The organism is Lactococcus petauri (genome assembly GCF_023499275.1).
Taxonomy (GTDB): Bacteria; Bacillota; Bacilli; order Lactobacillales; family Streptococcaceae; genus Lactococcus; species Lactococcus petauri.
The window spans coordinates 1255373-1282372 of the sequence record NZ_CP094882.1 but is presented as its reverse complement, the minus strand read 5'-3'; the positions used below and the strand labels follow the sequence as shown (position 1 = coordinate 1282372).

Sequence of the window (27000 nt, the reverse complement as noted above, 5' to 3'; positions counted from 1 at the left end):
ATGTCTGTAAAAATTCGTTTAACTCGCATGGGTTCAAAGAAAAAACCTTACTACCGTATCAACGTTGCTGATTCACGTTCACCACGTGATGGTCGTTTCATCGAAACAGTTGGAACTTACAACCCACTTGTAGCTGAAAACCAAGTAACTTTGAAAGAAGAACGCGTTATGGAATGGCTTAACAATGGTGCACAACCATCTGATACAGTTCGTAACATCCTTTCAAAAGCTGGCGTTATGAAAAAATTTCACGAACAAAAATTCAGCAAATAATATTAAAAGCGGCTTAAGCCGCTTTTTGTCAATTTCACAATAATTTGGACGATTTTAGTCAGAGTAGAGGTAAGAAATGCAAAAAGATGTGAAAGAACTTGTAATGACAATTGTAAAACCTTTGGTCACAGAACCCGATGCTGTTTCATTGGAAATTATCGAAGGTGAAGAATTTATGGAGTACCATTTGGAAGTAGCGGAAGCTGATATTGGTCGTATCATTGGCCGTCAAGGACGTATCATTCAAGCAATTCGTACAGTCGTTTACTTTGTGCCCGTTGAGGGTAAAAAAGTTCGCCTTTTGGTGGATCAATAAGATATTAAATAAAAGAGCGCAGGTCATAAATCTGTGCTTTTTTATTTAATATCTTGGATTTGTGGCAAAAAACTAGACAATTTTAAATTTGGTTTAAGGAACAGTTAACTCACAAATAAGAAAAGAATAGTATATTAAAGATACGACTTTGAAAAATCGCTAAAAGGTTCTGAAAATGGGAATAAGAGGGATAAACTATGATTAAGCTATATACGGCGGCGGCCAACTCATCATCACAAAAGGTAAGAAAATGGCTTATGGATCATCACTTAGAGTTCCAAGAAATCAATCTCACCAAAGATACACTTACAAAAGAAGAAGTTCTTGCAATCTTTTCTTTAACGGAAGAAGGGTCTGATGATATTATTACACGTAGAGGAAAAGCCATCCAAAATTTAAAAGATGATTTTTATTCTTTAACGATTCAAGAACTGATTCAAGCAATCGTTGATAACCCCCTACTACTTCGTCAGCCATTAATCATAGACAATAGCCATTTGCAAGTCGGCTACCACGAAGAAGATATCCGAAAATTTTTGCCTCGAGAAGTACGGAAAGTTATGATTGAAGACTTTGCTAAAAAAAGAAAATTATAAATAAAAATGCTGATTTAAAAATCGGCATTTTTTTATTTGACAATTTTTAAATAAAGGAGTAATCTATATATGTAAATAAAACATGTTTAATTTACATATATAGAAAGAAGGACTAAAAATGAAAAAATACTCTACATTAAAAGACTTTATCGGCTCACATATGATTTATACCTATGACAATGGTTGGGAATACGAAATTTATATTAAAAATGAGAAAACAATCGATTACCGTATTCATGGCGGAATGGTTGCTGGTCGTTGGGTAAAAGAACAAGAAGTTGACATCGTGATGCTTACAGAAGGTATTTATAAAGTTGCTTGGACCGAACCAACAGGAACAGATGTTGCTTTAGACTTCATGCCAAATGAAGAAAAAATGCACGGTATGATTTTCTTCCCAAAATGGGTACACGAACATCCAGAAATTACGGTATGTTTCCAAAATGACTTTATTGATGTGATGCATGAATCACGTGAAAAATACGAAACTTATCCAAAATACCTAGTCCCAGAATTTGCTACAATCACGTATATTGCTAATGCTGGAACAGACAACGAAGATGTCATTGCCCAAGCACCATATGAAGGTTTGCCAAATGATATTCGTGAAGGTAAGTATTTTGATGAAAACTACCAAAAAGTAAACAAATAAGAAATAGAAAGATGAGTTCATTCATCTTTTTTTCATTTATAGCCTGAGAGTGTTTATTTCAATATTATTCCGTTATAATAGAGTTTACATTTACAATTTTCAAAAATTGGGTTATTATGGAATAAGGGAGAAATAAAATGGCCAGTGAAGATAAATTGTCTTATATTATTTTGGGTTTGTTGAAGCATGAACCATTAACAGGATATGATTTAAAGAAAAATTTCGAAAGCGAAGTGGGCGAATTTTGGCAAGCAAATACGGGACAAATTTATCCGACCTTAAGAAAACTTTTTGAGGCTGAAGCAGTCGATTTTGATGTCGAAATTGTTGGTGCCAAATTAAAGAAAAAAAAGTACTACATCACAGATAAGGGGCGTGAAATGTTTGACCAATGGATTCAAGCGCCTGCTGAACTCTATGCTGTTCAAAAGGACGAATTTATGTTAAGGTTGTACTTTTTGAAGAATGACGACGATGTCCGAATTATTGACTTAATTAATGAAGAAATAGAAGTACATAAGAAAAAACTGAATTATCTTCTGCAACGTCAAGCACATATCTTTGGAGGAGATGATCCTAAAGAAAAAGATGGACATTTTTTAGTTTTAGATTTTGCCATCCAAAGAGAAAACTTTCGACTTGATTGGCTACAAAAAGTGAAAAGTAGTCAAGTTAAGTCTGAGAGTCAGAGATAATACGAGCGTATAATAAAAAGCATCTAGAATTCTAGTGCTTTTTTATTAAACAAGCAGTGTCGCAATGAGGACCGGTAAAGTTTTTGCTATAATAGAGAAGAGAGAATTTTTAAGAATGATTAAAAAATAAAGGGGATAATCTATTGACGGTAAATCTTATAATAATAGTATTAATGATTGCTTTTACAGCTTTCTTTGTTGCATCTGAGTTTTCTTTGGTGAAAATACGTAAAAGTCGTTTAGAAACACTGGCAGCTGAGGGCAACAAACAAGCAAAATTAGCTATTGTTGTTGTGGAGCATTTGGATTCATACTTGAGCGCCTGTCAGCTAGGGATTACATTGACTTCTTTGGCTATTGGTTGGGTCGGAGAAAGCACAATTCACGCCTTACTTGCGCCTTTGATTCATTATTTTCCACTGCCTAATACGATTGCAGAAAGCTTTTCAATTGTTTTAGCTTTCTTGCTGATTACTTTTGTTCACGTCGTGATTGGTGAATTGATTCCGAAATCACTCAGTATTTCGAAGACAGAAGCTGTTGTTTTAGCAGTCGTAAGACCTTTGCACTATTTTTACAAGCTTACATATCCCTTTGTCTGGCTGTTGAATGTTTCCGCAAGCTCTATTGGGAAACTCTTTAATCTTAGCCTGGCATCAGAAGGAGAAGAAACACATTCGGAAGAAGAACTCCTTTTGATAGCCAACCAAAGCTTTGCTAAAGGTGAAATTAACGAAAAAGAATACGAGTATCTCAACAAAGTTTTTGAATTTGATGATTTATTAGCCAAAGAAATTATGGTCCCTCGTCTCGATATGGAAACAATTGCTTCAGATAAAACAATTAAAGAAGCGCTAGAGTTTGCAATTGAAAAAGGACACACGCGTTTCCCAGTCATTGGCAAATCTAAGGACAATATCTTAGGATATGTGACTCTCCAAGCTCTTATTAAGGAGTATCTTGTGTCGCCAATGCAAAAAGTGCGTACGATTGCTCAGGAACCCATTGTCTTTATCGATACTATCCCAGTCAAAATCTTGCTTTCACAAATGCAAAGTGAACACAAACATTTCGCAATTTTGTCTGATGAATATGGTGGAACCAGCGGTTTAGTAACGATTGAAGATATTCTGGAAGAACTTGTGGGTGATATTCAAGACGAGCAAGATCATGAAGAAGAAAATATTGTCGAAGTTGAACCAGGAATTTATCATGTCAAAGGGAAAACTCCTTTATCTGAAATTGAAGATAAGTTTGATACTGATTTCGATAATCCTTCGGCAAGCAATACTATCAGTGGTTATATTATTAATGCTTATCTGGAAAATAGAGAAGAATTTGACGTAGGGAGTATTAAAGTTTTGAATAATTTACAGATAAGGATTCTTGAAATGGACAGAGTGACTCCAAGTGAGTTAGAGATAACTAAAGTAGAAAAAATCATCTAGATTTTGATGATTTGTAGATAGTCAAAAGTTCACATAAAAATGTGAACTTTTTTTGATAAATATTTTAAAAAGACATTTCTTATATTTTGTACACTTTTTAATATAAACTTGACAAACCAGATAGGACATGGTAGAATTCTATTTGTTCATGTGAATACAAACACAAGGAGAGATTATGAAAATTTGGACAAAATTAGGATTGCTTGCCATTGTTGGCCTTTCATTGACGGCATGTGGAGGAAATGCTCAAAATAAAAGTACGTCTTCTAGTTCATCAGAAAAGACTGATGCTAAAACAGGCGCCAGCAAAACTATGACTTATGCAGAACCGTCAAGCTTGAAAAAAAGCTATGATGTCATCATCGTTGGTTCTGGTGGTGCAGGGATGACAGCAGCTATCGAGGCGAAGGATGCGGGAATGAATCCTGTTATTCTTGAGAAAATGCCGATGGCTGGCGGAAACACTTCCAAAGCATCTGCTGGATTGAACGCTTCGGAAACATCTGTCGAAAAAGCACAAGGTGTTACAGACTCAAATGATAAATTTTATGAAGAAACACTTAAAGGTGGTGGAGGAACAAATGATAAAGAACTCCTTCGTTACTTTGTCGATCATTCTGCAGCAGCAGTAGATTGGTTAGCACAGAATGATATAGTCCTTGATAATTTAACGACTACAGGTGGGATGAGTGTTTCTAGAACACACCGTCCACATGATGGTTCAGCTGTCGGAGCTTATCTTGTTAAAGGATTAGAAGAAAATATATCTAAACGTGATATTCCAGTTTTTGTTAATAGTGATGTGACAAAAATAAATGAAAAAGACGGAAAAGTCTCAGGTGTCGAAGTTAAAATCGAAGGTGAAACAAAACAAGTTGACTCAAAAGCTGTCGTTGTAACAACAGGTGGATTTGGGGCCAATCAGAAAATGATTGCTAAATATCGTCCTGACTTGAAAGACTATGTCACAACTAATGCAGCTGGTTCTACTGGGGATGGGATTGAAATGATTTCCGCTCTTGGAGGTGCTTTGGTTGATATGGATAAAATTCAAATTCACCCTACTGTTTTCCAAAAAACAGGATATCTTGTATCTGAGTCAATTCGTGGTGAGGGAGCTATTCTCGTAAACAAAGAAGGTAATCGTTTCTTTAATGAAATGGATACACGTGATAAAGTTTCCGCAGCGGAGCTCAAACAAGATGGCAAATATGCCTATGCCATTTTTGGTGAAGGAACAAAGGATAAAGTTAAAGCTGTAGATCAATATATTTCTAAAAATATGGTTGTTGAGGCAGATAATGTTGAGGAACTTGCGAAAAAACTTGATATAAAACCAGAAGAACTTAATGCAACAGTGACTAAATGGAACAAAGCAGTGGCCGATAAAAAGGATTCAGAATTTGGACGTACAACAGGGATGACCAATGATATTTCTGGAAAGGTTTATGCTATTAAAGTTGCACCAGGAATTCATCACACTATGGCTGGTGTCAAAATTAATACACAAACACAAGTTCTAAAAGAAGATGGTCAACCAATAAAAGGTTTATATGCCGCTGGTGAAGTTACAGGTGGTTTGCACGGTGGTAATCGTATCGGAGGAAATGCAGTCGCTGATATCATTATCTTTGGCCGTCAAGCTGGCCAAGAATCTGCAAAATATGCAAAAGCTTAATAAATATTTTCACTTGAAATAAAAAACATCCTAAAGTTGGATGTTTTTCTTTTTATAAAAGTTTTATTTTTCTCAACCAATACCAGACACCACCACTAAGGGCGAGCGAAATCGCCAAAACCAATAGGAAACCAAAGGAGAATTCTTCAAAGGGAAGTTTAAGATTTATGCCCCAAAAGCCATAAATCATGGTTGGTATAGTCAAAACGATAGAAATTTCGGTGAGAGTTTTCATTATGGTATTGAGACGGAAGGAACTTAGATTGTTGACCATTGTATCTAAGCTAGCAAGATATTTATTATAGGCTTGAGTAAGCTTTTTTAAACTGTCTAAATTTTCCTCAAGTTTTATAATGCCGCTATGTCCATTTTCGTCTAAACTCATAGTATTTTTTTCACGCTTAAAAAATTCTATTATTTTGTCATCACTATCATAGGTTAGGGATAAACTGATTAAATATTTTTTGAGTTGAAGTAATTGACTGAAGAGTGAGCGTGTAGGACCATTATCATTAATCGAGGTCTCTAGTTTTATAATTTCATCCCTAATTTTTTGCGCATCTGCGGTCATTTTAGCAAGAGCTGCATTAATCAAGCCAACCAAAATTTCTTCGGTTTTTAATTCCTTCTGGCAGTCTTTAAGGAATTCTAAGACGAAGTCTTCTTTATCTTCAGTAATGATTATTACTGAATGTTCACGCTTTAAAATAAGTAGAGAGTCAACCATATGCTCAAATTCAGCTTCCTCCCTCTCTCTTGGATAGAGAAGAAGTAAAGTGATATATCCATTTCCATTCTCTCCCTTATTAAAGAAATAGTTAGCCTCTTTTTTATCATAAAACAAAGAAGAGAGATCCTGTTGATATTGATTATTTAGATGTTTGAAAAATTGACGGTCAGGTTGATAAAAGTAAAATAAGGTATTATCCTCTTCACTTTCAAGGGGAGCTATTTTAGAAGCAGCAACTTCTAAAGCTTTAAGGATTTTATATTTAAACATTGACTTTCCTCCAAAAAGAGTCACTTCCAAAAGTAAAACAAGATATGATAGCCAAAAGGCCCCTATCATAGAGGCCAACTTAGAAGTTAGATTTTAAGAAAGAAGCGGAAATACTTACTCTACTCTCCCATTTTCAGGCGTCATGTCGTCAACTTTATCTTTTACTTTATCGACTTGTTTTGAGGTAAATTTTCCTGTCGTTTGCGCTGCGTCAACCACACGATCTTGGACAGTTACTTCGTCATCTTTTTGTTGTTCTTTTGTCTTAATGTCTGTAACTGTTACATTAACTTCTACAACATCTAGGTCCGTCATGTTTGCAACTTCATTACGGATAACATCCTTGATGCGGTTATAAATTTCTGGAACATTTTTACGGTATTCTGTGATAACTTTCAAATCTACTGCAACTTGTGTTTTGCCCACTTCAACATCAACTCCAGAAGTTACGTCATCCGTATTTACAAGTTTTCCAGTTAAGTTAGAGAAGAAGCCACCTTCAACAGCCAGTAAGCCATCCACGGTTTCTAAAGCTAATCCTACAATTTTTTGGACTACTTTGTCTTCGTAAGTTAATTCTCCTTTGATATCCTGAGTATTTTCGTGATTCTTAGAAGCAGTATGCTCAGTTTCGGCCATTGTTCCAAAGGGTTTCATGTTTTCTTGTACCATTTAATTCTCCTTATTTTTAAGTTATTTCCGATTTTTTAAGTGTTCAATGATTCCAGTCTTTTGTAGAAATAAGCCTGCTATTACACCAAAGCCAATTAATATCAACAGTAGAACCATTTTCCAAAAACCAATAGTGAAGATGGCAATGGCAGCTATACCACCGATAATGCCACCAATAATTGGATATCGATATCTTTCCAGATAATCCATTGACACCTCCTATACAACGCGAGAGCGTTTATTGTTTGTTTCTTTATTTAATGCATTTACTTCAACTTTTATTTTTACAGGTTGATCTACACCAAAGAAAAGTTTTAAGCTATCAATAATCTCTTGTTCGAGCAATCGTGATTTTTCAGCAATTTCGACCCGAGGAATGATTTCCCCCTTCACATCAATGTCTATTTTCTTTTTATAGAGTGTCACATTAATGCGCGGAGATTTGAGAAAGTCATTTTCGAGAACTTTCTCACGGACAAGTCCTTCAATAGCTGAACGTTTTAAAGTGAGTTTTCCACCATGAGTAGGTAGTTCAATATCAATATAGGTACGAGGATAAAATGCGATGATGAGTAAGGCAATTATTAAAATAACAGCCAAGATAGCATTTCCCCAGAATAGATAGACAGGTACGTATTCACCGATATAGACGACTTGACTTGAAGCACTTGTCATATCGCCATACTCCACTAAATTGTAGTAATCCCAAGCTGAAGGAACTACAAGAGAAAGTAGGAGGAGATCAAATACGATGAGAATAAATTTCTTTCCAGATGACACAAGGCCTCCTTTCTAGATGCTTTAACGAAAAAATTAATGACTCATTTTTGATAAAACAAAGGATACAACGGCCACCACAATAACGGCACCGATGATTGAGGGAATCAAAGCCATACCGGCCAATGAAGGCCCCCAGCTTCCGAGGAGGGCTTGACCCACAGCAGAACCGACTAAACCGGCTAAGATGTTGGCAATCCAGCCCATGGAGCCTCCTTTAGTGATGACTCCTGCAATTAAGCCAATGATGGCTCCGACAATAAGTGACCAAATCATAAAATACCTCTTTTCTAGTATGTGCTGACATACATTTCTATTCTTAAACTAACACATCTGGAAAGCGGATTCAAATGATTGGTTTATTATTTTTTCATTATTCCAAAAAAATAAGAGCTTAGATTGCACATATATCTGACTTATGGAGTAATATTCCGAAAATTCAGAAAGATATTGATAGGATTTAAAAAATAAAAGTGATAGAATAATGAAAGGGGATACAAAATTGGTAAATAATACAATTTGTATCTCAAAAAATAGAAAGAAGGAGAAAATTATGATTTTAGGTTTTATTAAGGCAAATTTCCCAGGAGAACGTCGCGTTCCACTATTACCACAAGACATTACAGATTTTGATAATCAATTGCTGATTGAAACTGGATTTGGAGAGTTTTTAGATATTGAAGATGTTGAATATGAAAAAGCAGGGTGTAAAATCCTTTCAAGAGAAGAAGTCTTCAAACAGTCTGAAGCGATTTTTTCATTGAAACTTATCCAGCCAAGTGACTATGACTATATTAAAAAGGGCCAAATCATCATCGGTTGGACCCATCCTTATGGCTCTGGTAAGTCTTTTATGAAAGAACAAGCCATTCCTAAAGAGCTTATTGTTGTTGATTTAGATAATAATTTCCCTGCTATTTATTATAAGGATAAAGTCATCGAAACACAGATACCATCAGGTATTATGGAACGTAATAGTTTTTTTGCTGGTTATGCTGGTACTTTAGATGCTCTGCTGAAGTTTGGCATTTTACCAGATGAAAGCACTAGAATAGCAGTTCTTGGCTCAGGAAATGTCTCACAAGGCGCCTTTCATGCAGTTTCAAAATTTTCTTCAAATGTAAAAATGTTCTACCGACGGACACTTCCGGTTTTTAAGGAAACTTTTTGCGCTTACGATATTATCATCAATGGTATCGAAGTTGGAGCGGGTAATGCCCCCATTTTATCCTTAGAGGATCAAAAACAACTGAAGAGAGGAAGTTTCATCATAGATACGGCAGCTGATGCGGGGAATACTATTGAAGGGAACCATTTCACAACAATGAAGGACTCAATCTATAAAGAAAAAGGCATTTATTACTATTGTGTCCCTAATACACCATCTATGGCTTATCGTAATGTTAGTCCAATGCTAAGTAAACAATTGAGTAAATACATTTTTAAAGAAAATGTTGAAATCTTTAAAGAAGCACTGAAACAGAGTAAATAATTAGTGACATGATATAACAATTTAACCTCTAGCTTAAGCTTACCTAAAAATAATAAACAAGTTGTTTGCTTGAATATTATGATTTTGTTAGAATGAAATTGTTATGAAATTATAATATTATTTTAAAGGAAAGAGGTATTTTTATGATTTGGTCACTTATTGTTGGTGCAATTATTGGGGTGATAGCAGGAGCAATCACAAGTAAAGGTAAATCTATGGGATGGATTGCTAACATCTTAGCCGGTTTAGTTGGTTCTGCTGTGGGTCAAGCCCTCCTCGGAAGCTGGGGGCCTTCATTGGCCGGTATGGCTTTGATTCCCTCAATCATCGGTGCCGTTATTGTGGTAGCCGTTGTATCATTCTTCTTGGGTAAAACAAAAGATTAATACAATTCTTATAAAAAATCACTCTTTGGGTGGTTTTTTTCTATGGTTATACAGGGAGATATAGTACAATAATTCTAAAATGTTTTAGAATTAACAAGAAAATCAAGAACAACTTGTATAAGCAAGAAATGCATATCAGGAGGAAAAAGGAAATTGACTGAAGAAGAACAAGAGCTCGTCTATTTTTGGGATGGTTTTGCTGAAGAATATGAAGAAATACAACAGGAATCGCCTTTCCCGATTGCTCAAGAGTTAGGAAAGTTCCTTGTACAAGAGAAAATTCTACCTTGTCAAACACTTTTAGATATTGCAGGAGGAAGCGGGCGTTACTTGTCCGTATTTCAGGACCAAGTTAAGAAATATACTTTAGCGGATATTTCACCAAAGATGTTAGAACTGGCAAGAGAGAAAAGAAAATCAGAGCATATCGATTTCCTTAGGATTAGCCAAGAGGCGATGATTAAAACAAATAAAAAATTTCAAGTTGTTTTTTCCGCAATGAATCCTGCTTTGAACCATCCTGAAAAGATAAAAAAATTGTGTCAACTCAGTCAAAAGTGGTGCCTTATCTTCCGATTGGTTAAGGATGAGGACAGCTTATTTTCTCCTTATGATCAAGAAGTGAACCCAGAGTTAAAATGGATGGCAGACTACAAAAACTTTCTTCAAAAAGAGAAGAAAGAATTTTTTGTGCAACAATTTACTTTTGAAAAAACAGAAATGATTTCAAAAGCCTTTTTCCACGCGTATTTTGAGGATGAATGCAGTGAACGGGAGTTGGAACGCCGTATAAACGAGCATTTTGGAGTGCAAGAATCATGCAAAAATTACCACAAAGTTGTTTACGAACTGATTTACATTCCATGTGACAAATATTGACGATAAAGCATAATGCCTTGCACTATATTCATGATTTATGCCTAAGTCGAAAGAAAAACTAAACGCGATTCAAAAAAAGTATAAGTAAAAGCCCAAGAAAATTATTATTTTCTTGAGCTTTTGTTTTACATTACTGGAAAAGAAAAATAAATAAATTTATTCATTATCCTTTTTTAATATGAGTGGAGTTTAATCATGATAGCCGTAGAGTTTTAATTCGCCCGAAATATATTCTCCTAGATAGACTTCAGTAATTTTATTAAAGCCGTTTTCAACGATTTTAGTTTCAAGCCACTCTTCGTTTTTATTTATAATGTCTAAAACATCATAGTTGGCTTGTCCGTCTACAATAATCGGGTATTTAATGTTTTCTCCTCCAAATTCGATAATTGTTAATTGACCATTTTGCTCTAAAATTGCGCGCTTTACATTTTGAACTTCATAAATTCCATTAGAGCGTAGCTTAAACATAAGTTCATTTGCAGAAATCCCATTTTTCAAACACTCCGTAACTTTTATTTTTCCATCTTGAATTAAAGTAAGTGGCTTTCCGTCTACGATGACTTTAATATAACGATTATGTTCTTTAGCAAATTTTAGGAGAAGTACAAGAAGAGTCCAGATGATTAAGACAAGGACAAATTGCAAGACGGTTATAGAATCATTATAAATGACACCTCCAATTATCCCACCTAGGACATAATTTTGAACTTGATCCATTGCTGATGAGGGTGCAAGATTACCTTTTCCCATGATGTTAATTTGGATAATTAAACAAACAATTCCGAGGGCAAATTTGATTATTATTGGACTGTATAATTGCATAGCTAACCTTTCTTATTATTTAGAAATAACATTGATTTTATTATTGAGCAGATGGGTTTCGGTGATAGTATAGGATTGCTGATCGGCATTGAGATTGACCGTGTAAAAATCATCTTTTACTTTTACAATGATTCCATCAGTAAGTTGAGTTGAACTTACCAGAATGTCTTTTTGCTCAACCTTCATATTATCTGCAAATTGCTCAACAAAATTGACCATTTGAGAGGATTGAGAATGCCGTGACTGATTAACCTGATAATTTGAATACTGTATTCCAAGAGAAAGGATGAGGAACAAGAAAAAAATGAGACTAAGATCTCGATATTTCGTCTTGATTCGATGCTTCAAATATAACGAAAAAACAACGATAAGTAGTATGAGTGAACCAAAAATGAAAATATACCATAGGTAATCTGTTAAGCCCGCTTGTGTTTTCAAGAAACCAATATCATAAAAATTCATAAAACCTCCAATAAACTATCTGCAATTGTCTCTTAATAACCAATATATTATTAAAAAATTCCACAATTATATACTATCATAAACAAACTAATATATATATAAAATATTTTTCATTCATCAACTTAAAATAAAAAACACAATAATTGTTTGTATAATTTTAAATAAAATGGTACAATTTTACCTAATTAAAATTTTTAATATTTTAAATTATAGCTTATATCCATGGAAAAATAAGCTATAAGAAGAAGGGAGAAAAAGAAATTTGGGATTTTCGACAAAAGCAAAATTTGAAACCTACAGTAAAAAGGACAGTAGATTAGAAAAAACATTGGGGGTTAAAGACTTCTTGGCTTTAGGAGTGGGAACGATTATTTCTACTTCAATCTTTACTTTACCAGGAATTGTTGCTGCACAATTTGCAGGACCAGCTGTTGTATTTTCATTTTTGATTGCTGCAGTTGTTGCTGGTATGGTCGCATTGGCCTATGCTGAAATGGCCAGTGTTATGCCCTTTGCTGGCTCAGCCTACTCATGGATTTCAGTGCTCTTTGGTGAGGGATTTGGCTGGATTGCGGGTTGGGCCTTACTTGCAGAATACTTTATTGCCGTAGCCTTTGTAGGCTCGGGCTTCTCGGCTACATTCCAGCATATTCTAGCAACCTCTAATATACATTTACCTGCGGCTTTAGCTAATCCACTTGGCACTAATGGTGGTATCGTTGATATTATTTCTTTAATTGTTATTTTAATTGCCGCTCTTCTTGTATGGCGGGGCTCTAATGATGCTGGAATAATTGCGCAAATCTTAGTTGTGTTAAAAATTATTGCCATTATCACATTTATTGTTGTAGGTTTAACAGTGATTAAACCCCAAAATTATACACCGTTTATACCTAAGCACAATCCTACTACAGGCTTTGGAGGTTTATCGGGAATTTTATCGGGTGTTTCAATGATTTTCCTTGCTTATATTGGCTTTGATTCGATTGCGGCTAATTCAGCTGAAGCTAAAAACCCCAAACGTACAATGCCTTTAGGTATTGTAGGCTCGCTCATCATTGCCGTGGTTCTGTTTTCAGCAGTCACGCTTGTTCTTGTCGGCATGCATCCTTATACTGAGTATGCAAATAATGCAGCTCCTGTATCTTGGGCTTTATCAGAAGCAGGTTTTCCTTTGGTTTCACAAGTGATTTCAATAGTTGCTGATGCCGGAATGTTTATTGCTTTACTAGGAATGATTTTAGCGGGTTCTCGACTGATTTATGCTTTTGGTCGTGACGGAATGCTTCCAAAAGTATTGGGAGATGTAGACAAGCGTGAGAATCCAACCAATGCTTTGGTTGTTTTAACTACGGTTGCAATAATTATTGGGGCATTTTTCCCATTTACCTTCCTGGCACAATTGATTTCCGCAGGTACATTGATTGCTTTTGTCTTTGTTTCGATCGGGATGTTTGCTTTACGTCCGCGTGAGGGTAAAGACTTACCACAAGCAAGTTACAAAATGCCATTTTACCCGATTTTACCAGCTCTGGGCGCGATAGGATCAATTATTGTATTTGAAAATCTTGATTCACTTGCGAAACTATACTGTTTTATCTGGATTTTGTTAGGTATTGTGATCTATTCTTTGTATGGTGCGAAGCGCGAAAAAAATTAAAAATTTTATACCGATTTGAGGATTTATCAAATCGGTTTTTACTTTAATTAAAAGTTAATTACCTCAAAACTAACTTTTTTTAAAGGAAGAAACACTTACAGAAGCATATAGGGAAATAATACGTGAATTATGGTAAAATATCTGTATGACAAAATTTTACAATGTAGGCACAATAGTGAACACACAAGGGCTTCAAGGAGAAGTTCGTGTGATTTCAGTTACCGATTTTGCTGAAGAACGTTTTGCAAAAAACACAATTTTGGCTCTTTTTGACAAAAAAGGAAATTATGTCCAAGATTTGAAAGTTAAATCATCTAGAAAACAAAAGAATTTTTATATCGTCAAATTTGATGGCTTTTATCATATTAATGATGTTGAAGGCTTTAAGGAATTCACTTTAAAAATAGCTGAGGACAAGTTGAAGGATTTGGACGAAGGCGAATTTTATTATCATGAAATTATTGGTTTAGATGTATATGAAAATGATCAATTAATTGGACAGGTTAGCGAAATTCTTCAACCAGGTGCAAATGATGTGTGGGTCGTCAAACGTAAAGGCAAGCGTGACTTGCTTCTTCCTTATATTCCACCTGTTGTATTGAATGTTGATCTTCAAGCTAAAAGGGTGGATGTAGAAATTATGGAAGGTTTGGACGATTAGGATGAAAGTTGATATTTTAACCATTTTTCCAAATATGTTCGACTCACTCAACCAATCGATAGTTGGGAAAGCACAAGAAAAGGGACTGCTTGAACTTCATACCCACGATTTTCGCGAAAATGCGAGCAACAAGCAAAGACATGTGGATGATATGCCTTATGGCGGAGGTCAAGGCATGTTGCTGATGCCGCAACCTATCTATGATACAATGGATAAGATTCCGCATGAAAAGGCGCGTGTGATTCTCCTTGATCCTGCAGGCAAACGCTACAATCAAAAAATGGCTGAAGAGCTTGCCCAAGAAGAGCATCTAATTTTTATTTGTGGACATTATGAAGGTTATGATGAACGAATTAAAGATCTAGTGACGGATGAGATTTCGCTTGGCGACTTTGTCTTAACAGGCGGAGAAGTAGCAGCTACTGTTATTGTTGATTCTGTAGTACGCTTGCTGCCTGGAGCTTTAGGTAAAGCAGCCAGTCATGAGGATGATTCTTTTTCTTCAGGATTACTTGAGTATCCGCAATATACACGTCCAGAAGAGTTTCGTGGGAAGAAGGTCCCAAGCGTTCTGATGTCCGGTCATCACGAAAATATTCGTAAATGGCGCTTGACGGAGAGCTTGAAAAAAACTTTAGCACGACGTCCGGATTTGTTGGAGCAGTACGAGACAAATGCAGAAGAAGAGGAGATTTTGAAACAGCTAAAGATGGAAAGAGAAAAATCTTGATGGCTTGGAAAAATTATATTTGGGATTTTGATGGAACACTCTTCAATACCTATCCTGTAATGTTAGAGGCCTTGCGTGAAGCAATGAAGCAATCTTCAGTAGAATTTCCGGGCGATTTAGAAGCTTATATCAAACGCTTCTCTATTCGTAAATTCGCTTTTGAGTTTGCAGACGATGACTTTCTTGATTTGTATCATAAAATAGAAGCAGAGATGCAAGTCAATCCTCAGGTTTACCCTGAAATCCCACAAATTTTGTCAGAAATTGTAGAAAATGGCGGACAAAATTTTGTCCTCAGTCATCGTGATGATGCCACCTTTGAATATCTGGGTGAACTAAAAAAATACTTTACGGAAGTCATTACCAGTCAGCAAAATTTTGCACGGAAACCAAGTCCAGAAGCTTTGGAATATTTGATTCACAAATATAAGTTGGTGCCAGAAGAAACAGTCATGATTGGTGATCGTCCTCTTGATATTGAAGCAGGTATAAACGCAGGTGTAGCCACTTTGCTTTTAGATGAGAAAGCATATTTTGGAGATATCGCCGACAAGAAAATAAAAAATTGGAGTGAATGGAAATGACATTAACATTAGAACGTGATAAAGAATTTGTAAATCAATTTCACTATGATGCACGTAATTACGAATGGGAAAAAGAAAACGGAACACCTGAAACAAATATCAATGTACAATTTCAGTTAGTGCCTCACGATCAAGTACCTGACGGAAAAGTTGCTGCAGAAGATACAGCAATTTATGCTATCTTGACATATATGATTCCTTTGGAGAATATTGTCTTATCAGGTATGCTCAGCCAACTTAACTACATTCGTGGTCGCCAAGTGAAAGAGCAATCTGAATTAGAACAAGAAGAAATGGCTCAAATTGCTGACCCACTTTTTGATCTTTTGAAGCGCTTGGTGTACGAAACAACAGAGGTTGCCCTTGACCAACCGGGCATCAACCTCCAATTTTAAGGATTTTTTCAAGATTATTTATTATGAAATTAGCTATTATTACAGATACTTCGGCAGACTTTGCCGAACAATATAAAAATCGTGACGATTTATTTGTCTTGGAAATTCCCATATCTATTGAGGGAAAAGAATATAAACCAAGTGAAATGACACACCAAGAGTGGTATAAGTTGATGGCCGCAACTTCAGAGGCGCCTAAAACATCACAACCAAGCATTCTTGAATTAGAAGAATTACTGCGAACACTAAGACAAGAGGGCTATACTCATGTTTTAGGTGCTTTTTTGAGTTCAGGAATTTCAGGTTTTTATCAAAATGCATTTTATCTACAAAGTGAATTTGAAGATATGGTAGTCAAGTTTCCTGAAACCTTTATCACCTCTAGTCCACTTGGCTATATGATTGAGACAGCACTTGATGCGGCGGATGCCGGAAAGTCATTTGACGAAATTATTGCTCAGTTTGAGTATCAAAGAGAAAATGACAATGCCTTCATGCTTGTAGATGACCTTCATTGGTTAGCTAAAGGGGGGCGCCTGTCGAGAGGTGGAGAACTTTTAGGAACACTCCTCAATATCAAACCTATTTTACAGTTTTCAGAAGATGGTAAAGTTGTTGTATATGATAAGGTGCGTACAAGCAAGAAAGCTGTGTCAGAGCTAAAGAAACTGATGCTTGCGAATAGTGATCCAAAGTCGCACAAGGTCTACGTTCTCCATGCTGATGCGGAAGATCGTGCGAAAGACCTTTATGATTTTGCCAAAGCTCATGGCTACGATGATGTCGAAATCGTAACATTTGGACCTGTTATTGCAACTCACCTAGGCTTGGGTGCGATTGCTTACGGGTTCTCACCTAAGAAATAATTTATTGTATAAAAATTAATTGTGAAAAGAGAAGGAAACATTTTAGTCATTCCTTCTCTTTTTTTTGGCGTTTTATAAAATAGTTATTTTTAAGGAAGTGTAAACGCAATCATATAAACGTTGAGAAATAATTGTCTATTTATTTCAAGTTTTGTTTGACTTTAAGTTAAAAAAATATTAAACTAAAGTTGTTATTATACGCATAAATATACATTAGGAGGTATATAATGGAAGCAAAAACTGAAAAGAAAAAATTCCAAATGCCATCGGCATACACGATTCTTTTCATCATCATTGTCCTTATTGCAATCCTGACCTGGTTTATTCCAGCAGGACATTACAAAGTAGATGATGCTGGCAATATTATTGCTGGATCATTTACACAGGTAGCTTCAAACCCTCAAGGGATTTGGGACATGCTTATGGCTCCCGTTAATGGGATGTTAGGTATTGAAGCAAATGGAAATGTACCTGCTACGCCAGCCGCAATTCCTATCTCATTCTTTATTTTAATGGTAGGTGGCTTTTTAGGTGTAGTAAATAAAACCGGTGCACTTGAAGCAGGTATTGCCTCAATCGTTAAGCGTTTTAAAGGTAAGGAGAAGATGCTGATTCCGGTCTTAATGATTCTCTTTGCACTTGGGGGATCAACGTATGGGATGGCGGAAGAAACATTGGCTTTCTATGCTTTGATTATCCCTGTCATGATTGCGGTTGGTTTCGATACGGTCGTGGCAGTTGCCATCGTTTTAGTTGGCTCTCAAGTTGGTTGTTTGGCTTCTACAGTGAATCCATTTGCTACAGGTGTAGCTTCTCAAGCAGTTGGTATCTCCATGGGACAAGGTATGGGACTTCGCTTCTTCATGCTAGTCGTACTTACAGGGATTTCAATTCTCTATGTTTATCGTTATGCTTCAAAGATTGAAAAAGATCCTACAAAGTCTTTAGTTTATAAAAATCGCGAAGCAGATATCCAACATTTCGACATTGCTTCTATTGAAAAACAGGAAAATATTACGCAACGTCAAAAATGGGTCAATGTTGTTTTCTTCGGAAGTTTTGTCATTATGATCATGTCACTTGTACCCTGGGATATGTTGAATGAACACTTTACTTTCTTTAATGACTTTACTACTTGGCTAACATCAATTCCAGGCTTAGGTGTTGTTCTTGGTAAGAGCATGGTGCCGTTTGGTGCATGGTACTTCCCAGAAATTACAATGCTATTCATCGTCATGGCCGTTGTGGTTGCTTTCGTTTACCGTATGAAAGAATCTGAATTTATCTCTGCCTTTCTCGAAGGTGCATCAGACATGATCGGTGTTGCTATCGTCGTAGCTGTGGCACGTGGGATTCAGGTTGTGATGAACAACGGGATGATTACAGATACAATCTTGCATTGGGGTGAACAAGGACTTCAAGGACTTTCATCAAGTCTATTTATTATCTTAACGTTTATCTTCTATTTGCCAATGAGTTTCTTGATTCCATCAACGTCAGGTTTAGCAGCTGCTACCATGGGGATCATGGGTCCAATGGGCGAATTCGCCAATGTTTCAAAAGATTTGGTCATTACTGCTTATCAATCTGCATCAGGTATTTTGAACCTTATCACACCAACATCCGCTGTTGTTATGGGTGCACTTGCTATTGCCCGCTTTAATATCGGAACATGGTGGAAATTTATGGCCAAGTTGATTGTGATTCAGTTGGTTGTAATCATGATTATCCTTGGAGTTGCCGCAGTATTATAAAAAATGAATAAAAAGCTTTCCATCGGGGGAGCTTTTGTTGGAGGTCACATGAAAACTTTTATTACAGATGAATATCAAACAGCAGCTGTGCAATCACTAGGACGTTTAGTCAAACATGCCTCTGTATTAGACGAGAGTGATTCTGGCCCAGGGCATCCTTTTGGGAAAAAAGTTTTAGGTGCTTTAGAAGAAGTCTTGGAACTTTGTCAAGAATTAGGTTTTAAGACTTTCCAAGATCCTGAAGGTTATTATGGTTACGCTGAGACGGGCGAGGGCGAAAAACTTTTTGGCTTACTTTGTCACATGGATGTTGTACCTGCAGCGGACCAAGCAGGCTGGGAAACTGAGCCTTTTGAAATGGTCGAGCGTGATGGTCTTTTAATTGGGCGGGGTACCCAAGACGATAAAGGACCAAGTATGGCTGCACTCTACGCAGTGAAGGCTTTAATGGATGCTGGTGTGACATTTGACGGACGAATTCGTTTTATCTTTGGCACAGATGAAGAAACACTTTGGCGTTGTTTGGATAAATATAATGAAAAAGAAGAAGCAATCACCATGGGCTTTGCACCTGATTCTCATTTTCCGCTCAACTTTGCTGAAAAAGGGTTGCTTCAAGCCTATCTTACTGGGCCTGGCACAAACGAATTCACATTACATGCGCCCGGCGCTTTAAATGTCGTCCCCGATCGTGCGGCTTACACTTCAGAAAAATTAGCAGAAGTAAAAGCAGCCTTGGCAGCGCATGGTTTTTCTTATGAAGAAACCGAAAAAGGAATTTCCGTACAGGGCAAAAGCGTACATGCTATGGCTGCACCAGAAGGGATAAATGCCACTTTACGTTTGGCTATTGCCTTAGCAGAAGTATTTGACTTCAAGCCACTTGATTTCTTGGGTAAACTTGTTCAGGAAAATGCCACAGGTGAAAATGTTGTGGGCAAAGTTATGGATGAACAATCTGGTGAATTAACCATGAATTTCACAGATGTTGAGATCACTCCTGAACATACAAAAATCGGTGTGGATATGCGTATCCCTGTAACTATTGATAAAGATGAACTGGCTGGAAAGCTTGCTGCTCAAGCAGCGGATTATCAACTTGAATATAAGCAATATGATTGGTTAAATCCTCTCTATGTGCCGGTAGAAAGTGAACTTATCCAAACGCTTCTTGCTACTTATCGTGAAATTACAGGAGATATGACGGAGCCAATGGTTTCTGGAGGGGCTACCTTTGCTCGGACGATGCAAAATTGTGTAGCCTTTGGAGCCATGTTCCCTGAAACACCCGACTATATGCACCAAGCTAATGAACAATGGGCAATTACTGACATGCGTAAAACGATGGAAATATATGCTGAAGCTATATATCGCTTATGTGCAGTGAAGTAAGCATGCCCCATAAAAAATGATTCTCCTTAGAATCATTTTTTATTATAAAATAAGAAGAAAGTTGAATAACAATAACTTTTTCTTCTAAAATATCCGTATTCTCATTACTCTTTGGCAGTAAAAGTTTTTATATTTAAAAAAGATTTGCTCAGTAACTCTTTTTCAGATGAAAAGTGCTAAAATAGTAGTATGAAACTAGAGAATTTGCCGTCAGAATTTGTACAAGCTTTGCCGGTTTTGGAAAAAATACAGGCACATGGTTTTGAGGCTTATTTTGTAGGAGGAAGCGTACGGGATGCGCTTTTGCAAAGGCCAATCCATGATGTGGATATTGCAACCAGTGCATATCCGGCTGAAACCAAAGCCATATTTCCGCATACCATTGATGTGGGAATTGATCACGGTACCGTGTTAGTCTTAGCTGGTCAATCTGAAGCTGAACACTATGAAATTACTACTTTTCGTACAGAAAGCACTTATACAGATTATCGCCGCCCAGATTCTGTAGATTTTGTCCGAGAACTTTCGGAAGATTTAAAACGCCGCGATTTCACGATTAATGCCTTTGCTATGGATACTGAGGGACAGATTATTGATTTGTTCAATGGTCTTTCTGATTTATCTGCGTCACGCTTGCGTGCTGTTGGAATTGCAACGGAGCGTTTTAATGAAGATGCGCTTCGGATTATGCGGGCAATGCGTTTTGCTGCAACTTTAAATTTCGATGTTGAAAAAGAAACCTTTAAAGCTATGCAATCGCGTGCTCATCTTTTAAGCAAAATCTCTATTGAACGTATTTTCATTGAGCTCGACAAGTTGCTTTTGGCTAAAAATTGGAAAAAAGGCTTAGAAATATTGTTAACTTCGCAAGCTTATACTTTTTTGCCGGACTTGCAAGAAAAAGCTATACAAGCTTTACTTCAAACTCTAGAGACGCACTTTACTTTTGTCAATTCAGAGCAAGCTTGGGCTGCGCTCTTAGTGCATAGTGATCAGATAAATGTTAAAGCTTTCTTGAAAAAATGGAAGGTGTCGAATGACTTTATCAAATATGTGTATGATTTGACAGAAGCCTATAAGCTTGAAAGTTGGAGTTTAGAGAGCATTTATCGCTATGGGTTAGAAAAAGCTCTGCTGGTTGATCAGCTAAAAGTTGCCGCAGGGCAAGATGTTGATTGTGATCAGGCTTATATCTATGATGCAAAGCTCCAGATACATAGCAAGTCAGAGCTTGCAGTAACTGGAAATGACATTATTCAAACATTTAATATCAAGCCAGGTCCAATTTTAGGGAAGCTGCTACATCAGATTGAAGAACAAGTCGTTAACAACCAATTAAAAAATGATAGAAACAAAATTTTAATATATATTAAGGAGATTCTATGATTACTCGTAAACAAGGTTCATGTACTACTATTTTGGTGGGGAAAAAAGCCTCAATTGATGGATCGACACTTATCGCTCGTAATGACGATGGACATGAAGCACTGGATCCACAACGCTTTGTTGTGGTTCAACCAGATCAACAACCGCGTCATTATAAAGCTGTGTTAAGTGCTTTGGAACTGGACCTTCCAGAAAACCCAATGCGTTATACTGCTACACCAAATGCTGTTTTAACAAGCGGAACTTGGGCTGCTGCAGGGATTAATGCTGCAAATGTTGCAATGTCAGCTACAGAAACAATTACAACAAACCCACGTATCTTAGGACTTGACCCTTACAATGAAGAAAGCGGCATGGGAGAAGAAGACTATGTTACTCTTGTCTTGCCTTACATCCACAGTGCGCGTGAAGGTGTTGAACGCTTAGGTGCCCTTCTTGATCAATATGGAACATATGAACCTAACGGTATTGCTTTTGCTGATAAGGAAGAAGTTTGGTGGTTGGAAACAATTGGTGGCCATCATTGGGCAGCAGTACGTATTCCAGATGATTCTTATGTGGTTGCGCCTAACCGCATGAACATTGATCATTTTGATTTTGAAAGTGAAGATACACTTTGTTCAAAAGATTTGAAAGCACTGATTGATGAAAACCATCTTAACCCAGATTTTGAAGGTTATAATTTACGTCATATCTTTGGTTCCAGCTCAGTTAAAGATAGTGTATATAACAATCCACGTACTTGGTATGGTCAAAACGCTTTGGGAACGCCAAGTGACGATCCTCAAAATCCAGAATTGCCATTCATCTGTAAAGCCACACGTAAAATTTCAGTAGAAGACATGAAATTTGTGCTCTCAAGCCACTTTGAAAATACTGAATTTGATACTTACGGTACAACAAATACGCCGGAACAAGCACAACTTTTCCGTCCAATTGGGATCAACCGTAACCACAGTGTACACATTTTACAAATCCGTAATCATGTTGATGAAAAACTTGCAGGTATTCAATGGTTGGCATTTGGGGCAAATACCTTCAACCATGTCGTACCTTTCTACACAAATGTTGATGATACACCAGCTTGCTATCGTGATGCAACAGCGACATTTGACTTGAATAATATGTACTGGCTCAGTTGTACAGCAGCACTTCTTGGTGATACAGATTACAGCAAGTACGTTGATTTACGTGATACCTATGAATTGGCAACTGTAGGTAAATTCCGTGAAATCCAAAATAAAACGGATAAAGCGGGAGCTGCAGCAGACCTACAAGCAGCAAATGAAGAATTAGCAGCGTTTGCATTAAAAGCAATGACTGAAATGCTGGGACGTATGGTAATTTCAGGTTCAAATCGCATGAAACTCCGTTATGATTTCAACGATTAATTCTGATAAAAAGCACTTATGTGCTTTTTTTTGTGCCCTATACAAAATACTAAAAACTGTCTATCCTCTAAACGAGCGTAAAGTAGGTTCTTAGTTTTCAAAACATATTGTGCTAAAATAAAAAGAAGAAATTTATCTTACATTTTAATTTATTAAAAAGAAAGCAAGGAAAATGCGTAAAACATTCCAATCAACAAAAGACTTTTTTAAAAATACGTTTCATTATTTTGGTCCCGTCATCTTTTTTCACCTCTTACTTTTACTCGTTGTAGTTCCGACATTAACAGCGACCACTAATTTTTTACTTCACCGTAAGGAGATTGATTATCTGGCTTATGATAATGTAATCTCGATTTTCAGTCAACATCCACTCACAGCGTTTGCTCTAGTAGGTATTTTGGTCCTGATTGTAGTTTCGGTATTCTTAGAATTTACTTTTCTAACGATACTGGTTCACTTTGTGAAGCAAAAAGAAAAAGTTACAATTCCTGAGTTACTTTATGCAACATTTTCACGGTTGCGACATCTCAGACCTTCTCTTATCTTATTTTTCTTGTTTTATTTTATGTTAGTTTTGCCTTTAAGTGGTTTTGCCAGCGGTATAGACATTATTTCCGCTATTCAAGTGCCTAATTTCATCTTGGAGTTTATTGCAACTAACAATTGGTGGCTTTTGACAGCCTACATTTTACTGACTTTATTATCCATGTTTATTGGATACCGTCTAATTTTTGTTCTGCCGCTCATGATTTTGCAGCAGAAAAAACTTAGGACCTCATTGAGTGTCAGCTGGCAGATGAGCAAAGGAAAATTTAAAGTTTTCTTTTTCCGCTTTATAGCAATTTTCATCAGTTTACTGGCTTCTTTCTGGGTAATCAGTCAACTCTTGATTCTGTTGCAATCCGCAATTGATCATCACATGCCTCAAATAGCGTTAGCATCTGCGACGATGATTATGTTTATTATCCAAGTTTCAGCTTTACTACACATGCTTTTGTCACTAATTTTGATTTTCTATGTGGTCATTAATTTGTTAGAGGAATTAACACCAGAAGAAATCTATGTTGAGCTAAAAGCTTTTCAACTATTGCCTAAAGGTTGGCGTTGGGTGAGCCGAAGTTTATTGGGGTTTTTTACAGTCCTGTTTATTGCGCTCATTGGTGTTTTTAACGTTTATTACCTCAGCCAGGATACCTTATCAAATCCACTTATTATTTCACATCGTGGTGTGTCCGAGAAAAATGGTGTTCAAAATACAATTCCCGCCTTGATTGAAACTAGCCAAACCTATCATCCAGATTATGTTGAGATGGATGTACGTGAAACAAAGGACAAGCAATTTGTTGTCATGCATGATGAAAATTTACGTCACTTAGCTGGAGTGAACAAGAAAGTAAATGAATTGACTTTAGCTGAACTCACCAAACTCACTGTCCGAGAAAATGGTAAATCTGCCCCTTTACCAAGCTTTGATGAATACTTGAAAGAAGCAGATAGGCTTGATCAAAAATTACTGATTGAAATTAAAATCCCGCTTAAGGAAGATGTCAATGCAGTAAGTAGAAATTTCTTGCAACGTTATAAAAAAGATATTGAAGCAAGAAAACATCAAGTACAATCTTTAAGCTTTGATTTGTCACGCAGTCTAAAAAATCATGATTCATCTGCTTTTGTATCTTACATTATGACCTACAACCTTATCGGAGTACCGAAAAGTAATGTTGATGCATTTTCAGTTGAAATATCGACATTGGATTCGGAATTTGTGGAAAAAGCGCACGATTATGGTAAAAAAGTTTATGCTTGGGATGTTAATGATGCCAATACAGTACAACGTATGCGTCTATACGATGTTGATGGCTTAATCACAGATGATATACCGGTAGTCAAGAAAACTATCGAAAATACGCAAAGCGGTATGAGCTTTGCCCAGAAAATTCGCATTTACTTATTAGATTTAGGAAATGCAGATTTAACAGATCTGAGCTCAGATAGTTTTTCTAGTTTTAATGTGTAGTATTTAATGTTGAAAGGCAAAGGGTCAAGGCTCTTTGCCTTTCTTAACTTGTGCTATAATAAATAAGAGTATTCAGAGAAAAAGATAGGATTTAGATAGAACATGGCAGATTTTTTAGTATCAGAATTAACAAAAAGCGTAGGAGATAAAACACTTTTTGATAAAATTTCATTTATTATACATAACCTCGATCGCATAGGGCTATTGGGCACAAATGGTACAGGTAAAACAACCTTGCTTAATACGATTGCGGGCATTCAAGGTTTTGATGGAGATGTTTCTCCATTTACTCACCCCCAAGATTATAAAATTACCTATTTGACTCAAGAGCCAGATTTTGATGATGAAGCAAGTATCATGGATACTGTTCTGGATGATTCACTCCCCCAAATGAAGGCCATAAAAAGATATGAAGCTGCACTTTTAAATATTGAAGATTTAAGCAAATTTGAACGTGCCCAATCTGATATGGATGCTTTAAACGCTTGGCAAGTAGAAGCAGATGTGAAAACAGTTTTAACAAAACTCAAATTGCCAGATTTTTCTTCAAAGATAGGCTCGCTTTCAGGAGGACAAAAGCGCCGTGTGCAATTAGCCCAAGCGCTCGTCAATCCATCTGATTTACTTTTGCTGGATGAACCTACCAACCACCTTGATGTGGATACTATCGCATGGCTGCAAAACTATCTCAAAAACAGTAAGAGAACAGTGCTTTTTGTGACACATGATCGTTATTTTTTGGACAATGTGGCGACGCGTATATTTGAGCTAGACAAGTCAAAACTCAAAGAATACCAAGGGAATTATCAAGATTATTTGGCGCAACGTGCTGAAGCAGAGGAACGTGAAGCTGCAAGCTTGCATAAAAACCAACAGCTTTACAAATCAGAATTAGCTTGGATACGCAAGTCTCCGCAAGCACGAGCAACTAAACAACAGGCACGTATTGACCGTTTTGAAAGCTTAAAAGAAGATGTACGTACAGATAAAGACTTGGGTGATGTAGACATCAGCTTGGCGACGACACGTTTAGGAAAAAAAGTCATTAATTTTGAAAATGCAGCTTTTGCATTTCCTGATCGTCCAATCTTTTCTGACATGAACTGGATTGTACAGAATAAAAGTCGTGTTGGTATCGTTGGTGATAATGGTGTAGGTAAATCAACCTTGCTCAATATTATCGCCGGAGAACTTGAGTTGACGTCAGGAACGATGGATATCGGTGAGACTGTTAAGATTGGATACTTCAGTCAAGAAATACGTGGACTTGAAGAGGATAAACGCATCATTAATTTCTTGGAAGAAGTAGCTTCCGCTAGCCAAAATACAAGCGGTGAGACAATTTCGATTGTTAATCTTTTGGAACAATTCCTCTTTCCGAGAAGTACACATGGGACTTTGATTCGTAAACTTTCTGGTGGTGAGAAGAAGCGCCTTTACCTCTTAAAAATATTATTAACACAACCTAATGTTCTGCTCTTGGATGAGCCAACCAATGATTTGGATATTGCAACTTTGACAGTTTTAGAAGATTTTCTTGCAAAATTCCCTGGCGCTGTAATTACCGTAAGTCACGACCGGTATTTCCAAGACAAGGTTTCCAATGAGCTCTTGGCTTTTGAGGATGGAAAAATTAACCATCTTTTTGGTGCTTATAGTGACTACTTGGCGACAAAAGTGGCAGCTCCTGTGGAAGTAGCAGCTCCGAAAGTTGATACACGCGTACGCGAAGATGCAAAACCAAAGATGACTTGGGCCGAGAAGAAAGAATGGGCAACCATCGAAGAAGATATTGCAAAATTAGAAGAACGAATAGAAGAAATTGATTCTGAAATGAACGAAAATGGTTCAGATGCCGGTATGCTTTCTACTCTTCAAAAAGAATTAGATCAAGTAACGACAGAACTTGAGACAAAATATGAGCGCTGGGAAATGCTCAGTGAAAAAATATAAAAAGCAAGCGAGTTCTTGCTTTTTTTTGTTTCTTTTTCTATTTTGATTGTCATAATTACT

General features: G+C 36.6%; 29 protein-coding genes. 22 read left to right on the top strand and 7 right to left on the bottom strand.

Features of this window, described 5'->3' with window-relative positions; genetic code table 11:
• From rpsP to lgb_RS06255, 7 genes are all read left to right on the top strand, one after another.
• Window positions 1-273: a 30S ribosomal protein S16 gene (rpsP, locus tag lgb_RS06285; RefSeq protein ID WP_004256337.1), complete on the top strand. Its 273-nt coding sequence runs from the start codon at window positions 1-3 to the stop codon at window positions 271-273.
• Window positions 274-349: 76 nt separating this feature from the next.
• The gene (locus tag lgb_RS06280) at window positions 350-589 is read left to right on the top strand and encodes a KH domain-containing protein (RefSeq protein WP_004256341.1); all 240 of its coding nucleotides are present in this window, start codon (window positions 350-352) and stop codon (window positions 587-589) included.
• Window positions 590-786: 197 nt separating this feature from the next.
• Window positions 787-1185 carry a Spx/MgsR family RNA polymerase-binding regulatory protein gene (locus lgb_RS06275; RefSeq protein WP_019292392.1) on the top strand — a complete coding sequence of 133 codons (399 nt, stop codon included), beginning with the start codon at window positions 787-789 and terminating at the stop codon, window positions 1183-1185.
• A 118-nt stretch (window positions 1186-1303) separates the two neighbouring features.
• Window positions 1304-1837: a phenolic acid decarboxylase gene (locus lgb_RS06270; protein ID WP_019293593.1), complete on the top strand. Its 534-nt coding sequence runs from the start codon at window positions 1304-1306 to the stop codon at window positions 1835-1837.
• Between the two features lie 137 nt (window positions 1838-1974).
• Entirely contained in the window at window positions 1975-2532 is a 558-nt protein-coding gene (locus lgb_RS06265; protein ID WP_019293592.1) for a PadR family transcriptional regulator, read from the top strand.
• A 143-nt stretch (window positions 2533-2675) separates the two neighbouring features.
• Window positions 2676-3980, top strand: a complete 1305-nt coding sequence (locus lgb_RS06260; protein WP_019293591.1) for a hemolysin family protein — start codon at window positions 2676-2678, stop codon at window positions 3978-3980.
• A gap of 175 nt (window positions 3981-4155) precedes the next feature.
• The gene (locus tag lgb_RS06255; protein ID WP_019293590.1) at window positions 4156-5658 is read left to right on the top strand and encodes a flavocytochrome c; all 1503 of its coding nucleotides are present in this window, start codon (window positions 4156-4158) and stop codon (window positions 5656-5658) included.
• 52 nt (window positions 5659-5710) lie between these two features.
• Here lgb_RS06255 and lgb_RS06250 read toward each other — a convergent pair whose 3' ends face one another.
• The 5 genes from lgb_RS06250 to lgb_RS06230 all read right to left on the bottom strand — a co-directional run bounded on the left by lgb_RS06250 (window position 5711) and on the right by lgb_RS06230 (window position 8383).
• On the bottom strand, window positions 5711-6658 hold the full coding sequence (locus lgb_RS06250) for a magnesium transporter CorA family protein (RefSeq protein WP_019293589.1): 948 nt from the start codon (window positions 6656-6658) through the stop codon (window positions 5711-5713).
• Window positions 6659-6772: 114 nt separating this feature from the next.
• Window positions 6773-7330: an Asp23/Gls24 family envelope stress response protein gene (locus tag lgb_RS06245; protein WP_019293588.1), complete on the bottom strand. Its 558-nt coding sequence runs from the start codon at window positions 7328-7330 to the stop codon at window positions 6773-6775.
• A gap of 21 nt (window positions 7331-7351) precedes the next feature.
• Entirely contained in the window at window positions 7352-7540 is a 189-nt protein-coding gene (locus lgb_RS06240) for a DUF2273 domain-containing protein (protein ID WP_014024981.1), read from the bottom strand.
• A 9-nt stretch (window positions 7541-7549) separates the two neighbouring features.
• Window positions 7550-8110, bottom strand: a complete 561-nt coding sequence (gene amaP / locus lgb_RS06235; RefSeq protein ID WP_019293587.1) for an alkaline shock response membrane anchor protein AmaP — start codon at window positions 8108-8110, stop codon at window positions 7550-7552.
• 33 nt (window positions 8111-8143) lie between these two features.
• Complete coding sequence (locus lgb_RS06230; RefSeq protein ID WP_004256350.1) at window positions 8144-8383, bottom strand: GlsB/YeaQ/YmgE family stress response membrane protein; 240 nt, start codon at window positions 8381-8383, stop codon at window positions 8144-8146.
• 277 nt (window positions 8384-8660) lie between these two features.
• On the opposite strand from lgb_RS06230, the gene lgb_RS06225 reads away from it, so the two are divergent.
• The 3 genes from lgb_RS06225 to lgb_RS06215 all read left to right on the top strand — a co-directional run bounded on the left by lgb_RS06225 (window position 8661) and on the right by lgb_RS06215 (window position 10864).
• Window positions 8661-9599 carry a N(5)-(carboxyethyl)ornithine synthase gene (locus tag lgb_RS06225; RefSeq protein ID WP_019293586.1) on the top strand — a complete coding sequence of 313 codons (939 nt, stop codon included), beginning with the start codon at window positions 8661-8663 and terminating at the stop codon, window positions 9597-9599.
• A 143-nt stretch (window positions 9600-9742) separates the two neighbouring features.
• The gene (locus lgb_RS06220) at window positions 9743-9985 is read left to right on the top strand and encodes a GlsB/YeaQ/YmgE family stress response membrane protein (RefSeq protein ID WP_014024978.1); all 243 of its coding nucleotides are present in this window, start codon (window positions 9743-9745) and stop codon (window positions 9983-9985) included.
• 153 nt (window positions 9986-10138) lie between these two features.
• Window positions 10139-10864, top strand: a complete 726-nt coding sequence (locus lgb_RS06215) for a class I SAM-dependent methyltransferase (protein WP_019293585.1) — start codon at window positions 10139-10141, stop codon at window positions 10862-10864.
• 189 nt (window positions 10865-11053) lie between these two features.
• Here the strand turns inward: lgb_RS06215 and lgb_RS06210 are convergent, their stop codons facing one another.
• Window positions 11054-11689: a DUF421 domain-containing protein gene (locus tag lgb_RS06210; protein ID WP_019293584.1), complete on the bottom strand. Its 636-nt coding sequence runs from the start codon at window positions 11687-11689 to the stop codon at window positions 11054-11056.
• Window positions 11690-11704: 15 nt separating this feature from the next.
• Window positions 11705-12151 (bottom strand): DUF3290 domain-containing protein, encoded by a 447-nt coding sequence (locus tag lgb_RS06205; RefSeq protein ID WP_019293583.1) that lies wholly within the window; start codon window positions 12149-12151, stop codon window positions 11705-11707.
• A gap of 262 nt (window positions 12152-12413) precedes the next feature.
• On the opposite strand from lgb_RS06205, the gene lgb_RS06200 reads away from it, so the two are divergent.
• The 12 genes from lgb_RS06200 (at window position 12414) to lgb_RS06145 (ending at window position 26940) form a co-directional block, all read left to right on the top strand.
• Window positions 12414-13811: an APC family permease gene (locus lgb_RS06200; RefSeq protein WP_019292380.1), complete on the top strand. Its 1398-nt coding sequence runs from the start codon at window positions 12414-12416 to the stop codon at window positions 13809-13811.
• A 145-nt stretch (window positions 13812-13956) separates the two neighbouring features.
• A complete protein-coding gene (rimM, locus tag lgb_RS06195; protein ID WP_017370130.1) occupies window positions 13957-14472 on the top strand; it encodes a ribosome maturation factor RimM in 516 nt (171 codons plus the stop codon).
• Between the two features lies 1 nt (window position 14473).
• Window positions 14474-15202 carry a tRNA (guanosine(37)-N1)-methyltransferase TrmD gene (gene trmD / locus lgb_RS06190; protein ID WP_019292379.1) on the top strand — a complete coding sequence of 243 codons (729 nt, stop codon included), beginning with the start codon at window positions 14474-14476 and terminating at the stop codon, window positions 15200-15202.
• Complete coding sequence (locus lgb_RS06185; RefSeq protein ID WP_017370132.1) at window positions 15202-15786, top strand: HAD-IA family hydrolase; 585 nt, start codon at window positions 15202-15204, stop codon at window positions 15784-15786. Before trmD ends, lgb_RS06185 begins: the two co-directional genes overlap by 1 nt.
• Window positions 15783-16181 (top strand): DUF1149 family protein, encoded by a 399-nt coding sequence (locus lgb_RS06180; RefSeq protein ID WP_050810949.1) that lies wholly within the window; start codon window positions 15783-15785, stop codon window positions 16179-16181. The genes lgb_RS06185 and lgb_RS06180 overlap by 4 nt, the downstream gene beginning before the upstream one ends.
• Window positions 16182-16204: 23 nt before the next feature.
• Entirely contained in the window at window positions 16205-17047 is an 843-nt protein-coding gene (locus lgb_RS06175; RefSeq protein ID WP_019292376.1) for a DegV family protein, read from the top strand.
• A gap of 227 nt (window positions 17048-17274) precedes the next feature.
• Window positions 17275-18801, top strand: a complete 1527-nt coding sequence (locus lgb_RS06170; RefSeq protein ID WP_019293582.1) for a YfcC family protein — start codon at window positions 17275-17277, stop codon at window positions 18799-18801.
• A gap of 48 nt (window positions 18802-18849) precedes the next feature.
• Window positions 18850-20193 carry a M20 family metallopeptidase gene (locus tag lgb_RS06165; protein WP_029345760.1) on the top strand — a complete coding sequence of 448 codons (1344 nt, stop codon included), beginning with the start codon at window positions 18850-18852 and terminating at the stop codon, window positions 20191-20193.
• Window positions 20194-20382: 189 nt separating this feature from the next.
• A complete protein-coding gene (locus lgb_RS06160) occupies window positions 20383-21579 on the top strand; it encodes a CCA tRNA nucleotidyltransferase (RefSeq protein ID WP_019293580.1) in 1197 nt (398 codons plus the stop codon).
• The gene (locus tag lgb_RS06155; protein WP_019293579.1) at window positions 21576-22970 is read left to right on the top strand and encodes a C69 family dipeptidase; all 1395 of its coding nucleotides are present in this window, start codon (window positions 21576-21578) and stop codon (window positions 22968-22970) included. Before lgb_RS06160 ends, lgb_RS06155 begins: the two co-directional genes overlap by 4 nt.
• Before the next feature lie 172 nt (window positions 22971-23142).
• Window positions 23143-24987: a glycerophosphoryl diester phosphodiesterase membrane domain-containing protein gene (locus lgb_RS06150; RefSeq protein ID WP_019293578.1), complete on the top strand. Its 1845-nt coding sequence runs from the start codon at window positions 23143-23145 to the stop codon at window positions 24985-24987.
• A 102-nt stretch (window positions 24988-25089) separates the two neighbouring features.
• A complete protein-coding gene (locus lgb_RS06145) occupies window positions 25090-26940 on the top strand; it encodes an ABC-F family ATP-binding cassette domain-containing protein (protein WP_019293577.1) in 1851 nt (616 codons plus the stop codon).
• The last annotated feature ends 60 nt before the right edge of the window (window positions 26941-27000 follow it).